This is a genomic window from Mycolicibacterium frederiksbergense (assembly GCF_012223425.1).
GTDB classification, from domain to species: Bacteria; Actinomycetota; Actinomycetes; order Mycobacteriales; family Mycobacteriaceae; genus Mycobacterium; species Mycobacterium frederiksbergense.
In genome coordinates, this window is record NZ_CP038799.1 from 2,478,727 (window position 1) to 2,492,492 (window position 13,766).

Annotated in this window: 12 protein-coding genes; 8 read left to right on the top strand and 4 right to left on the bottom strand. The window is 66.3% G+C overall.

Annotated features, from left to right (window positions below; genetic code table 11):
• Positions 1 to 15: 15 nt before the first annotated feature.
• The 4 genes from EXE63_RS14835 to EXE63_RS14850 form a co-directional block, all read right to left on the bottom strand.
• A complete protein-coding gene (locus tag EXE63_RS14835) occupies positions 16 to 1,110 on the bottom strand; it encodes an inositol-3-phosphate synthase (protein WP_168142563.1) in 1,095 nt (364 codons plus the stop codon).
• A 36-nt stretch (positions 1,111 to 1,146) separates the two neighbouring features.
• The gene (locus EXE63_RS14840) at positions 1,147 to 1,695 is read right to left on the bottom strand and encodes a PadR family transcriptional regulator (RefSeq protein WP_105362856.1); all 549 of its coding nucleotides are present in this window, start codon (positions 1,693 to 1,695) and stop codon (positions 1,147 to 1,149) included.
• Positions 1,696 to 1,865: 170 nt separating this feature from the next.
• Positions 1,866 to 2,735: a DUF1707 SHOCT-like domain-containing protein gene (locus tag EXE63_RS14845; RefSeq protein ID WP_168142564.1), complete on the bottom strand. Its 870-nt coding sequence runs from the start codon at positions 2,733 to 2,735 to the stop codon at positions 1,866 to 1,868.
• 26 nt (positions 2,736 to 2,761) lie between these two features.
• A complete protein-coding gene (locus EXE63_RS14850; RefSeq protein ID WP_168142565.1) occupies positions 2,762 to 3,625 on the bottom strand; it encodes a DUF1707 SHOCT-like domain-containing protein in 864 nt (287 codons plus the stop codon).
• 81 nt (positions 3,626 to 3,706) lie between these two features.
• On the opposite strand from EXE63_RS14850, the gene EXE63_RS14855 reads away from it, so the two are divergent.
• The 8 genes from EXE63_RS14855 (at position 3,707) to EXE63_RS14890 (ending at position 13,608) form a co-directional block, all read left to right on the top strand.
• On the top strand, positions 3,707 to 4,138 hold the full coding sequence (locus EXE63_RS14855; protein ID WP_057169383.1) for a DUF5318 family protein: 432 nt from the start codon (positions 3,707 to 3,709) through the stop codon (positions 4,136 to 4,138).
• Entirely contained in the window at positions 4,131 to 6,611 is a 2,481-nt protein-coding gene (locus EXE63_RS14860) for a transglycosylase domain-containing protein (protein WP_168142566.1), read from the top strand. The genes EXE63_RS14855 and EXE63_RS14860 overlap by 8 nt, the downstream gene beginning before the upstream one ends.
• A 71-nt stretch (positions 6,612 to 6,682) precedes the next feature.
• On the top strand, positions 6,683 to 8,260 hold the full coding sequence (locus EXE63_RS14865) for a glycosyltransferase family 87 protein (protein WP_168145593.1): 1,578 nt from the start codon (positions 6,683 to 6,685) through the stop codon (positions 8,258 to 8,260).
• An 84-nt stretch (positions 8,261 to 8,344) separates the two neighbouring features.
• Entirely contained in the window at positions 8,345 to 8,635 is a 291-nt protein-coding gene (rpsF, locus tag EXE63_RS14870; protein WP_057169208.1) for a 30S ribosomal protein S6, read from the top strand.
• A 102-nt stretch (positions 8,636 to 8,737) separates the two neighbouring features.
• On the top strand, positions 8,738 to 9,265 hold the full coding sequence (locus tag EXE63_RS14875; RefSeq protein ID WP_168142567.1) for a single-stranded DNA-binding protein: 528 nt from the start codon (positions 8,738 to 8,740) through the stop codon (positions 9,263 to 9,265).
• Positions 9,266 to 9,303: 38 nt separating this feature from the next.
• The gene (gene rpsR / locus EXE63_RS14880; protein ID WP_057169210.1) at positions 9,304 to 9,564 is read left to right on the top strand and encodes a 30S ribosomal protein S18; all 261 of its coding nucleotides are present in this window, start codon (positions 9,304 to 9,306) and stop codon (positions 9,562 to 9,564) included.
• Positions 9,565 to 9,578: 14 nt separating this feature from the next.
• Positions 9,579 to 10,034, top strand: a complete 456-nt coding sequence (gene rplI / locus EXE63_RS14885) for a 50S ribosomal protein L9 (protein ID WP_168142568.1) — start codon at positions 9,579 to 9,581, stop codon at positions 10,032 to 10,034.
• A gap of 484 nt (positions 10,035 to 10,518) precedes the next feature.
• On the top strand, positions 10,519 to 13,608 hold the full coding sequence (locus EXE63_RS14890) for a replicative DNA helicase (RefSeq protein ID WP_210000541.1): 3,090 nt from the start codon (positions 10,519 to 10,521) through the stop codon (positions 13,606 to 13,608).
• The last annotated feature ends 158 nt before the right edge of the window (positions 13,609 to 13,766 follow it).

Here is a 13,766-nt window from a genome sequence, read left to right on the forward strand (position 1 = left end):
GCACGGCGTGCCGGATCAGCCCTCGATGAAGGCTTCCAGCTGGGTGCGGGCGACATCGTCGGCCAGCTGCTCCGGCGGGCTCTTCATCAGGTAGGCCGAGGCCGGCAGGATCGGGCCGCCCAGGCCACGGTCCAGGGCGATCTTCGCGGCGCGCACGGCGTCGATGATGATGCCTGCCGAGTTAGGGGAGTCCCAGACCTCGAGCTTGTACTCCAGGTTCAGCGGCACGTCACCGAAGGCGCGGCCCTCCAGGCGGACGTAGGCCCACTTGCGGTCATCGAGCCAGGCGACGTAATCCGACGGGCCGATGTGCACGTTCTTGTCGTACACCTTGTCGGCCAGCGAGCCGGTCAGGTTGCTGGTGACGGCCTGGGTCTTGGACACCTTCTTGGACTCCAGGCGCTCACGCTCGAGCATGTTCTTGAAGTCCATGTTGCCGCCGACGTTGAGCTGGTAGGTGCGGTCCAGGGTGACGCCGCGATCCTCGAACAGCTTGGCCATCACGCGGTGGGTGATGGTGGCGCCGACCTGGCTCTTGATGTCGTCACCGACGATCGGCACACCGGCATCGGTGAACTTCTTGGCCCACACCGGGTCCGAGGCGATGAACACCGGCAGCGCGTTGACGAACGCGACCTTGGCGTCGATGGCGCACTGGGCGTAGAACTTGTCGGCCTCTTCGGAACCGACGGGCAGGTAGGACACCAGCACGTCGACCTTGGCGTCCTTGAGGACCTTCACGACGTCGACCGGGTCGGCGTCGGAGACCTCGATGGTCTCGGAGTAGTACTTGCCGATGCCGTCGAGGGTCGGTCCGCGCTGCACGATGATGTCGGTCGGCGGCACGTCGGCGATCTTGATGGTGTTGTTCTCCGAGGCGCCGATGGCCTCGGACAGGTCGAAGCCGACCTTCTTGGCGTCCACGTCGAACGCGGCGACGAACTTCACGTCGCGGACGTGGTACGGCCCGAACTTCACGTGCATCAAGCCGGGCACATTGGTGTTCTCGTCCGCGTCGCGGTAGTACTGCACACCCTGGACCAAGGAGGACGCGCAGTTGCCGACTCCGACAATCGCGACCCTGACTTCGGTGGACTCAGGCTTCGACATGGTCATTCTCCTTTGGATCCTCGTGCTCGGTGGTGTTCACGGCTGTGTTTCCGGGTTGCCCTGTGCGACGCGTTCGGCCGCGATCAGTTCGTTGAGCCATTTGACTTCGCGCTCGCTGGACTCCAGGCCCAGCTGGTGCAACTGCCGGGTGTAGCGGTCCAGTGAGGTACTGGCCCGCGCGACCGCCTCCCGCAGACCTTCGCGGCGTTCCTCCACCTGACGGCGGCGGCCTTCCAGGATGCGCATCCTGGCCTCGGCGGGCGTGCGGTTGAAGAACGCCAGGTGCACGCCGAAGCCGTCGTCGGTGTAGTTCTGCGGTCCGGTGTCAGCCACCAGTTCGGCGAAACGTGCCTTGCCGGTATCGCTGAGTTGGTAGACGCGACGGGCGCGCCGCATCTTGGGGGTTCCGTCCGGCGCGGCGTCCTCGACGATGAGGCCGTCGGCCTGCATGCGCCGCAGCGCCGGGTACAGCGAGCCGTACGAAAACGCACGGAAAGCGCCCAACAGCCCTGTCAGGCGCTTGCGAAGTTCGTAGCCGTGCATCGGCGACTCCAGCAGAAGTCCCAGAATGGCGAGCTCCAGCATCGAATCACCTCCCGTTGCCCATCGCTGTGTTGGTCGCTACGACGGACCAACACGTCGGCAAAGTGTATCGCGCCGATATATACGACGCTACATGAGGGACCAAACCCCGGTGATTTGTGGAGTTCTTGTCGGAATCATTCCGACAAGAACTCCACAAACCGCGTGTGTGTCTAGGGGCTCGGGTAGTTGATCCGCTTCACCGAGGCGTCGCCGTTGAACTCGATATAACCGCTGTTCCCGAACTGCGGCGAGACGTAGACGCTGATCTCGATGCTCTCCGGCGGCGCGGTGATATCGGAGTTCGGGCCGACGCTGATGTGGATCTGCTTCACCTCGGCGGGGTCGATACCGAGGGTTTCCGGGGCGCCGCGGATCAGGCCGACGAAGGTGGGCACGTCGAAGGCGGCCAGGTCGACGAGCCGGGCATCGCTGCTGACGCTGGTCTCCGACGGGTCGTCCCAGCCGCCGCGGTAGCTGTAGCGCAGCACCCGGCGCGGCTCGTTCGGGTCGGGTCGTTCCAGCGACGCGTAGTCGTCGAAGATCGTCAGGTCATAACCCTTGGTGTCACCGAATTTCGTCTTCATCTGCTGGAACAGCCCGTTGAGGCCGCCGAGGGATTGCAGTTGACGCGGCGCGGTCAGCACGGTCGCGGGAATCCCGTCGTCCTTGGCTCCGGGATCGGTCTGAAAGCTCAGCGGTGAGGACGTGTTGCCGTAGAGCCCCCAGCCGATCGCGATCCCGAGGACGACCAGGACCACGGCCGTCGCGATGCGGATCCCCCAGCCCGCGCCGGGGCCGATGGCGACCGCGGAGCGTTCGGGCTGCAGCTTCGGCAGCTTGATCGGTGAGCTGGTGGTCTGCAGATCGGAGACCAGCGACTGCAGATCACCGAGCGTGGCTGCCTGGGTCGCCGCGGCGACCCGCTGCCGGTGTTCCTCCATGGACAGCTGGCCCTCGCTCAGCGCGCTGTCGAGAACCTTGCACGTGTCATCGCGGTCGGAGTCTTTCGCCCGGGTGCCCGCTGTCTGCCGTGTCGCCACGGTAGATGATCGTAGAACGCAGGAGCTCAGCTTGGGTTTTCGACGCGTGTGACGGTGCCGGAGCGGTCCAGATAGATGTAGCCGTCGCGCCCCGACGTGGTGGTGACCCGGATCAGCGTCTCCAACCCACCGGCCTCGGCGATGTGATCGATATCGAGATAGCTGTCCTGCACATCGCCGGGTGCGATCTGCAGCGTGGCCGGCGCCGCCTGCCACGCGGCGACCGTGGCCGCGACGTCGAAGGCACCGAGATCGGTCAGGTCATCGGTATCTGATCGCGATGTGGCCGACGGATTCCCCCACCCTCCGCGGTAGGTGTAGAGCAGCTTGCGCGAATCGTCGGCCGGGTCCGGCAGATAGACGTAGGCGATGTCGGGCTTGAAGGCCAGTTCGTAGCCCATGGTGCTGCCGAACCGCTTGCGGATCTCGTCGAGGATGCCGGTCATCCCCTCGACGGTGTCCATGTGCCGCGGCAGGTTCAGCACCAGCGGCGGCACATCGTCGACCGGGGGCGCCGGCGCTTCGGTGCTCTCGGGCGCCGGGGCCTCCGGGACGGCGGCGGTCGGCGTTTCGGTGGGCGTCTCGGGCTCCGAGCCGACGGCCCAGCCGACGGCCACGATGAGCGCGACCAGCCCGCCGGCCACCGCCACGGCGATTCCGCGGCGACGCGGTGACGGCGGTGACGGCTGCGGCAGCGGATCGTCGACCTGCAGGTCAGCGAGCAGTCCGTGCAGCTCGGCCAGGGTGGTCGCGGCGATGGCGGCGGCGATGCGCCGCTGGTGCTCGTCCATCGCGAGCTGGCCTTCGCTGAACGCGTTGTCCAGCGCCTTGCACGCGGCATCGCGGTCGGTGTCACGCGCCCGTGTTCGTGCTGTCTGCCGTCCCGCCACGACGAATGATGCTAGAAGTTCTGCGGCCATCCCGCTGCCGTCGCGCCTCGGTAGCTGGGGCACCGACGTACTCTGGTGGTCGTGCGATTGCAGCGACAGGTGGTGGACTACGCCCTGCGGCGTCGGTCCCTGCTGGCCGAGGTGTATTCCGGGCGGACCGGTGTCACCGAGGTCTGCGATGCGAACCCCTACCTGTTGCGCGCCGCCAAGTACCACGGGAAAACCAGCTCGGTGATGTGTCCGATCTGCCGTAAGGAACAGCTGACCCTGGTGTCCTGGGTGTTCGGGGAGCACCTCGGCGCGGTGTCGGGTTCGGCGCGCACCGCTGAGGAGTTGGTGCTGCTCGCGACCCGTTTCGACGAATTCGCCGTCCATGTGGTGGAGGTATGCCGCACTTGCAGTTGGAACCATCTGGTCAAGTCGTACGTGCTCGGCACGCCGCGCCCGAAGAACGGGACACGCGGCAAGAGCACTCGAACGGCGCGTTCCGACGCGCGTACGGCCAGTGAATAGCGAAGGGCGCCAAAGCAGGTCAGCGGACGAAGCCGGAAACGAGCGGTCCGCTGGCGCGAGCCCTGCGCGCCCGAACCCACCCGCGCACCGCAAACCGCCCACCGGCGGTGTCCCGGACGACCGTAGGACCGCGCTGATCCCGCCGGTCCGCCACGAGGTGGCACCGCACCTGCGCGACCCGATCGATGTCGTCAAGGCCGCCCTCGACGGTGGGCCGCCGCGTCGGCCGCCGTTCCCGCCCCCGCCGCCCGGTGGCCCCGGCGGTCCGGGTGGCCCCGGTGGGCCGCCTCCCGGGGCTCCCGCCCCCAAGTCCGGACCCGGCTTCCAGTGGAAGTGGGTGCGCCGCACGCTCTATGCCGCGCTGGTGCTGTTCGTGGCGCTGCCGATGATCACCTTCGGCATGGCGTACCTGATCGTCGACGTGCCCAAACCGGGTGACATCCGCACCGCGCAGGTCTCCACGATCCTGGCCAGCGATGGCAGCGAGCTCGCGAAAATCATTCCCCCCGAGGGCAACCGCGTCGATGTGAAAATCGACCAGATCCCGGTGCAGGTCCGCAACGCGGTGATGGCCGCCGAGGACCGGGACTTCTATTCCAACCCGGGCTTCTCCTTCACCGGATTCGCGCGCGCTTTCCTGAACAACCTGTTCGGTAGTGGCAGCGGGCTGCAGGGCGGATCGACCATCACCCAGCAGTACGTCAAGAACGCCCTCGTCGGCGACGAACGCTCCGGCGTCGGCGGGCTGGTGCGAAAAGCCAAGGAACTCGTCATCTCCACCAAGATGTCGGGGGAGTGGTCCAAGGACCAGGTGCTCGAGTCCTACCTGAACATCATCTACTTCGGCCGCGGCTCGTACGGCATCTCCGCGGCGGCCCAGGCGTACTTCGGTAAGCCGGTGGAGCAGCTCAACGTGGCCGAGGGTGCGCTGCTGGCGGCGCTCATCCAGCGGCCCTCCACGCTGGATCCGGCGGTGGATCCCGAGGGCGCGGCCGACCGCTGGAACTGGGTGCTCGACGGGATGGTCGAGATCGGAGCGCTGTCCCCGGCCGACCGGGCCGCCCAGGTGTTCCCACCCACGGTGGCACCCGATTTCGCGAGCACGGCCAACCAGACCACCGGCCCCAACGGACTCATCGAGCGCCAGGTGACCAAGGAGCTCCTCGAGCTCTTCGACATCACCGAGCAGACGCTGAACACCGAGGGCCTGAAGATCACCACCACGATCGACCCGCAGGCGCAGCGGGCCGCCGAGGAAGCCGTCGCCGAGACCCTGGAAAACCAGGAGCCCGATATGCGGTCGGCGGTGGTGTCGATCGACCCGCGCACCGGCGGGGTCAAGGCGTACTACGGCGGATCGGATGCCAACGGCTTCGACTTCGCGCAGGCCGGTCTGCCGACCGGCTCCTCGTTCAAGGTGTTCGCTCTCGTGGCGGCGCTGCAGCAGGGCATCGGGCTGGGCTACAACATCGACAGCTCACCGCTGGAGCTCAACGGCATCAAGATCACCAACGTCGAGGGTGGTGGCTGCGGCACCTGCAATATCGCCGAGGCGCTCAAGCGGTCGCTGAACACCAGTTACTACCGGCTGATGCTCAAGCTGCAGAACGGCCCGCAGGACGTGGCCGACGCCGCGCACGAGGCCGGTATCGCCGAGAGCTTCCCCGGTGTGGAACACACGCTGAGCGAGGACGGCCAGGGCGGTCCCCCCAACAACGGCGTCGTGCTCGGGCAGTACCAGAGCCGGGTCATCGACATGGCCTCCGCGTACGCCACCCTGGCCAACTCCGGGGTCTACCACCGGCCGCATTTCGTGCAGAAGGTGGAGGACTCGCAGGGCAACGTGCTGTTCGACAACTCCGGGGGCGACGAGGGCGAGCAGCGCATCGACTCCGCCGTCGCCGACAACGTGACCGCCGCGATGCAGCCGATCGCCGGTTACTCCAACGGCCACAATCTGGCCGGTGGGCGTCCGTCGGCCGCCAAGACCGGCACCAACCAGCTCGGTGATACCGGGGCCAACCGGGATGCCTGGATGGTCGGCTTCACGCCGTCGCTGTCCACCGCGGTCTGGGTGGGCACCACCGGCGGGGACAAGCCGCTGGTCAACCAGTGGGGTGGCCCGGTCTACGGCTCGGGGCTGCCGTCGGACATCTGGAAGGCCACCATGGACGGTGCCCTCGACGGCACCGACAACGAGACGTTCCCGAAGCCGCCCGAGATCGGCGGCTACGCCGGCCCGCCGGCCGCTCCACCCCCACCGCCGCCGTCCTCGGATCCGGCCATCCCGCCGCCGCCGTCGGAGACGGTGATCCAGCCGACGCTGGAGATCGCCCCGGGCATCACCATTCCGTGGGGTCCGCCGACGACGGTGCCGGTCGGTCCGCCGCCGCCGCCCGGTGATCCCAACGCACCGCCGCCCCCGCCCGGCGCACCGGTCGCGCCGGGCGCACCGATCCCGCCGCCGCCGTGACCGAGCGCGACGCGGGCACTGTTTCACCCGCGCCGCTCGCGGCTGACCGGCGCAGTGACGACGGCCGGGACATGCCCAGCCGCAATGACGCGATCGGCTCGGCGCTCGCTGCGACCGTCGGCGGCCCGGTCGGTCGCCACGCGATGATCGGGCGTTCCCGGTTCTGGACACCGCTGCGGGTGATGCTGCTGATCGGCGTCATCTTCTTGGCGCTGGGTTACTCCACCAAGGCGGCCTGCCTGCAGTCCACCGACACCGGCACCGCCGCGCAGCGCGTCGCCAACTGGGAGAACCAGCGCGCCTACTACTCGCTGTGCTACTCGGACACGGTCCCGCTGTACACCGCGGAACTGTTGAACCAGGGCAAGTTTCCGTACAAGTCCAGCTGGATCGAGAAGGACGGCGACGGTAACCCGCACGTCGTGTTCGACGGCAGCCCGCCCATCCGCTACATGGAGTATCCGGTCCTGACCGGCATCTACCAGTACCTGTCGATGTCGCTGGCGAAAACCTATTCGGCGCTGACGACGCTGGTGTCGGTGCCGTTGGTGGCCGAGGTGGTGATGTTCTTCAACATCTCCGCGTTCGGGCTGGCGTTGGCCTGGCTGCTGACGGTCTGGGCGACCGCACTGCTGGCCGGCCGGCGCATCTGGGATGCCGCCCTGGTGGCGGCGTCGCCGCTGTTGATCTTCCAGATCTTCACCAACTTCGACGCGTTGGCGGTGGCCTGCGCGACGGCCGCGCTGCTGGCCTGGTCGCGCCGCAGACCCGTGCTGGCCGGGGCGCTGATCGGAATCGGGGTCGCGCTCAAGCTCTATCCGCTGCTGCTGCTGGGGCCGCTGCTGGTGCTGTGCCTGCGGACCGGGCGGATGCGGGAGTTCACTCGCACGACGGTCGCCGCGGTCCTTGCCTGGGTGGCGGTCAATCTGCCTGTGCTGGTGCTGTTCCCGCGCGGCTGGTCGGAGTTCTTCCGGCTCAACACCCGCCGCGGTGACGACATGGACTCCATCTACAACGTGGTGAAGTCGTTCACCGGCTGGCAGGGCTTCGACCCGGGGTTGGGGTTCTGGGAGCCGCCGACGGTCACCAACGCGGTGACCGCGGTGCTGTTCGGACTGTGCTGCGCGGGGATCGGCTATCTGGCGCTGACGGCCGCCCAGCGCCCGCGGCTGGCTCAGTTGGCGTTCCTGGTGGTGGCCGCGTTCCTGCTGACCAACAAGGTGTGGAGCCCGCAGTTCTCGCTGTGGCTGGTGCCGCTGGCCGTGCTGGCGCTGCCGCACCGCCGAATCCTGTTGGCCTGGATGACGATCGACGCGCTGGTCTGGATTCCGCGGATGCTCTATCTGTACGGCGAGCAGAACCGTGGGCTGCCCGAGCAGTGGTTCACCACCACCGTGCTGCTGCGCGATATCGCGGTGGTGGTGCTGATCGTGCTGGTGATCCGCCAGATCCGCAGGCCCGAGCTGGACCTGGTCCGCCATCACGGTGCCGTCGACGACCCGTCCGGCGGGGTGTTCGACCGCGCCCCGGACAACCCGCCGCGGTGGCTGCCGACGTGGCTGCGTCCGACCGAGCCGGAGCCGCTGCCGGCGCCCCCACCCAAGGACGCCCGGGGTGAGGATTTCGCAGATCAGCACCCGTTCCGGTAACCTAGCCCGGTTGCCGACGCAGGCGACCCTCCTGCCACGGAACACGCCGTGGCCGCAACGACCATAGGAGGTGATGGGTTCCTTATGCGTCCATACGAAGTCATGGTCATCCTTGACCCCACTCTTGACGAGCGCACCGTAGCTCCCTCGCTGGAGACGTTCCTGAACGTCATCCGCAAGGACGGTGGCAGTGTCGACAAGGTCGATATCTGGGGCCGCCGCCGGCTGGCCTACGAGATCGCCAAGCACGCCGAGGGCATCTACGCCGTCGTCGATCTGAAGGCTGAGCCCGCGACCGTCTCCGAGCTGGATCGCCAGCTCAATCTGAACGAGTCCGTGCTGCGCACCAAGGTGATGCGGACCGACAAGCACTGAGTCGACGCGACACCACTGTGTACGTCGGTGCAAGTCCGTAGGCTCGCCTGCGACTGCACTTGTACGCATACGCCGCTTTGACTACACGCCCAGGAGGATCTCGTGGCTGGTGACACCGTCATCACTGTTATCGGAAACCTGACCGCTGACCCGGAACTGCGTTTCACGCCGTCCGGTGCCGCGGTCGCGAACTTCACCGTGGCTTCCACGCCGCGGACGTTCGACCGTCAGACCAATGAGTGGAAGGACGGCGAAGCGCTGTTCCTCCGCTGCAACATCTGGCGTGAGGCGGCCGAGAACGTGGCCGAGAGCCTCACCCGCGGTTCGCGGGTGATCGTCTCCGGTCGGCTCAAGCAGCGGTCCTTCGAAACCCGCGAGGGTGAGAAGCGCACCGTTGTCGAACTCGAGGTCGACGAGATCGGCCCCTCGCTGCGCTACGCCACGGCCAAGGTCAACAAGGCCAGCCGCGGTGGCGGTGGCGGCGGTGGGTTCGGCGGCGGCGGTGGTAACAGCGGCGGTGGTGCGCCACGCGGCGGCGGCGGTTCCGAACAGCAGCCCAAGGACGATCCGTGGGGCAGCGCCCCGGCGGCCGGTTCCTACAGCGGCAGCGACGACGAACCGCCCTTCTGACAAGTATTTTCAGCAGTTTTCAAGAAAGAGATTGACCCATGGCCAAGACCAACAAGCGGCGGCCGGCACCGGAAAAGCCGGTCAAGACCCGCAAGTGCGTGTTCTGCTCGAAGAAGGGCAAGAACCAGATCATCGATTACAAGGACACCGGGCTGCTCCGCACCTACATCAGCGAGCGCGGCAAGATCCGCGCCCGCCGGGTGACCGGTAACTGCGTCCAGCACCAGCGCGACGTCGCCGTCGCGGTCAAGAATGCCCGCGAGGTGGCTCTGCTGCCGTTCGGTTCGTCGACGCGGTAGGGGAGAGACACACCATGAAGCTGATTCTCACCGCTGAGGTGGAACACCTGGGTATCGCCGGCGATTCGGTCGAGGTGAAGGACGGCTACGGCCGTAACTACCTGCTGCCCCGCGGTCTGGCGATCGCGGCCAGCCGTGGCGCCGAGCGCCAGGCCGAAGAGATCCGTCGTGCCCGCGAGATCAAGGAAGTTCGTGGCGTCGAGCACGCCAACGAACTGAAGACCGCGCTCGAGGGCCTGGGCGCCGTCACGCTCCCGGTCCGCGCCGCGTCCAACGGCGGCAAGCTGTTCGGCTCGGTCACCCCCACCTCGGTCGTCACAGCGATCAAGAAGGCCGGCGGACCGAACCTCGACAAGCGCACCGTGGAGCTGCCGAAGGCCCATATCAAGGCCACCGGCACCTACCAGATCGGCGTCAAGCTGCACCCCGGCGTCACCGCCGCGGTCTCGCTGAACGTCACTGCGGAGTAAGAGCGGTCCTCAAACGCCCGGGTCGGAAGCTCATTGCTTCCTACCCGGGCGTTGCTGTGTCGTGAGGGTCGGGCCCAGCGAACTGGTCTGCGTAATCCACATACAGCAACACAACCCTGCTGTTAACCTGTTCGGCTTCTCGGCGCAATCCAACACGCCCGGAAGTGCAACCTAACCCGACACGCCGTGGCAGTTAGTGTCCACAGCGTCATATCTCGGGAAATCGGTCCCGACCTGCAGCGGGTCGCAGAAGTCGGGAGTTTGTGCACAGGTTGTCCACAACCCGTCAACACCGCTGACCGAAGCTGTGCACACGGCATCCACAGGTTCGCTAACAGGGCCCGGTTGCACGCGACACAGCAAAGCCTTACGTTTGCCGTCGCGACCACCTCCGCGCTACTTGTCGGGGGCGTTCGTTACTGTCGCGCGCAGGTGGCATCGAATGTATGTGCGATGACTTTCAGAGGGGGAGGTGGGACGCTCAGTGGCTGTCGTAGACGATTTCAGTCGTGGTGGTGACCCGGGAATCGATGAGCCGCCCCGCGAGGACATCGGGCGCCAGCCCCCGCAGGACATGGCGGCCGAACAGGCCGTGCTGGGCGGCATGCTGCTGTCCAAGGACGCGATCGCCGACGTCCTGGAGAAGATGCGGCCCAGCGATTTCTACCGGCCCGCCCACCAGGATGTCGCCGAGACGATTCTGGATCTCTACGACCGCGGGGAGCCGGCCGACGCCGTCACTGTCGCCTCCGATCTCGACCGGCGCGGGCTGCTGCGTCGCGTCGGCGGGGCCCCCTATCTGCACACCCTGATCTCCACCGTGCCGACCGCGGCCAACGCGGGCTACTACGCCACCATCGTGGCCGAGAAGGCGCTGCTGCGCCGCCTCGTGGAGGCCGGCACACGCGTCGTGCAATACGGCTATGCCGGTGCCGACGGGGCCGATGTGCATGACATCGTGGACCGCGCCCAGTCCGAGATCTATGACGTCGCCGACCGGCGGCAGTCCGAGGACTTCGTCGCCCTCGAAGACCTGCTGCAGCCCACCATGGACGAGATCGACGCCATCGCGTCTTCGGGGGGTATCTCGCGCGGAATCCCGACCGGGTTCGTCGACCTCGACGAGATCACCAACGGTCTGCACGGCGGGCAGATGATCATCATCGCGGCGCGGCCTGGCGTGGGTAAGGCGCTGGCGCTGGACACCCCGCTGCCGACGCCGACCGGCTGGACCACCATGGGTGATGTCTCGGTGGGGGATGAACTGCTGGGCGCCGACGGGGAGCCGACCCGCGTCGTGGCCGAGAGCGGCATCCTGCTCGGGCGGCCCTGCTACGAAGTCGAATTCTCCGACGGCACCGTCATCGTCGCCGACGCGCAGCACCAGTGGCCGACGGGTTTCGGGGTCCGCACCACGACGCAGCTGCGCAGCGGGCTGGACAGTGTCGCCCCGGCCGGAGCGCCGGTGGCCTCAGCGCACGGCACCGCGATGGTGCTGGCGCCGCCGCTGCAGATCGTCGAGGTGCGCCGCGTGGACAGCGTGGCGGTGCGCTGTGTCGAGGTGGACAACCACGCGCACCTGTACCTGGCCGGTCGCGGCATGGTGCCGACGCACAATTCGACGCTGGGGCTGGACTTCATGCGGTCCTGCTCCATCAAGCACCGGCAGGCCAGCGTCATCTTCTCGCTGGAAATGAGCAAGTCCGAGATCGTCATGCGTCTGCTGTCGGCGGAGGCCAACATCAAGCTCGGCGATATGCGGTCCGGCCGCATGAATGATGACGACTGGACTCGGCTGGCGCGACGGATGAGCGAGATCAGCGAGGCGCCGCTCTACATCGATGACTCGCCGAACTTGACCATGATGGAGATCCGGGCCAAGGCGCGACGCCTGAAGAAGAAGGCCGATCTGCAGCTGATCGTCGTCGACTACCTGCAGCTGATGAGCTCGGGCAAGAAATACGATTCGCGCCAGCAGGAAGTCTCGGACTTCTCTCGAAGCCTCAAGCTGATGGCCAAGGAACTGCACGTGCCGGTGGTCGCGATCAGCCAGCTGAACCGTGGTCCCGAGCAGCGCACCGACAAGCGCCCACAGGTCTCCGACCTTCGTGAGTCAGGCTGCATGACCGCCAACACCCGAATCCTGCGGGCCGACACGGGTGCTGAGGTCACCTTCGGTGAGCTGATGGAGACCGGTGAGCGGCCCCTGGTGTGGTCGTTGGATGAGCGCAAGCGCATGGTGGCCCGGCCGATGACCAACGTGTTCTACAGCGGGCACAAGGAAGTGTTCAAGGTGCGGTTGGCCTCGGGACGTGTCGTCGAGGCGACTGCGAACCACCCATTCCACACGATCGACGGCTGGATCCCTCTGGATGAGTTGGCAGTTGGCGCCCGAGTTGCTGCGCCGCGTCGTGTTCCCGAGCCAGTACATACCGAGCGCATGGACGAGTCCGAAATCATCATGCTCGCCCACATGATCGGCGACGGCTCCTGCGTGAAGCGCCAGCCCATCCGATACGCCAGCATTGACGAGCAGAACCTGCTGGCCGTCACCAAGGCCGCCAAGCACTTTGGAGTCACGGCAGTTCGCGACGAGTACCCGGCGGCTCGGGTAACCACGCTTCGGCTACCGGCGCCGTACCGTCTGACACACGGCAAGCGGAATCCCATTGCGGCGTGGCTGGACAAGTTGGGGCTGTTCGGGAAGCGCAGCTACGAGAAGTTCGTTCCCCAAGAGATTTTCGCGCTGCCGAATGACCAGATCGCGTTGTTCCTGCAGCATCTGTGGGCGACGGATGGGTCGGTGCGCTGGGACTATCAATGCGGTCAAGGCCGGATTTACTACGCGTCCACAAGCCGCCAGTTGGCCGACGATGTGGTGCTCCTGCTCTTGAGGCTGGGAATTCAAGCTCGCCTTTGCCGTGCTCCCAAGGCCGGATACCGGGACTCGTGGCACGTGGCGATTCAAGGCGCTGCGAACCAACGTCGTTTTCTGTACTGGGTCGACGGCCAGGGACAGAAGTTCTTCGCCTGCCGCGAGGTGCTGACCCAGTTGAAGGACGTCAAGTCGCGAGCCAGTTCCGACACCGTACCGGTCGAGGTATGGAATCGAGTGAAGACCATTCTGGCGGAACGTAACTGGACAGAACAGGACTTTGCGCTAGCGACCAACACGAGGTTCGACGGTTCCAAGATGTGGACGCATTCACCGGGGCGCAAGCGGCTTCGTCGAATCGCCCGCGTGTTCGACAGCCAGGAGTTGGATGATCTGGCAACAAACGATGTGCTCTGGGACAGGATCGTCGAGATCGAGAGTATCGGCGAGCACGACGTGTACGACGGAACGGTAAGCGGCACGCACAATTTCGTCGCCAATTTAGTTAGCTTGCATAACAGTCTTGAGCAAGATGCGGACATGGTCATGCTGCTGCACCGGCCCGATGCGTTCGACCGCGAGGACCCGCGCGGCGGTGAAGCCGACATCATCCTCGGCAAGCACCGCAACGGGCCGACCGCGAATATCACGGTGGCACACCAACTGCACCTGTCGCGGTTTACGAATATGGCGCGGTGATCAGAAACCTGTTGTAGGTTCTCAAAATAGGTGGCGACCTTCTCACAGGAATGGCGAGTCGGTGGCGAATTCGCCATAAAGATGAGAAAGCCTGTAGCTAGGCTAGTCGTTTTCTGCGATTGAATTGTCGCGTTTGGCTGTGCTAACTGGGACAAAGT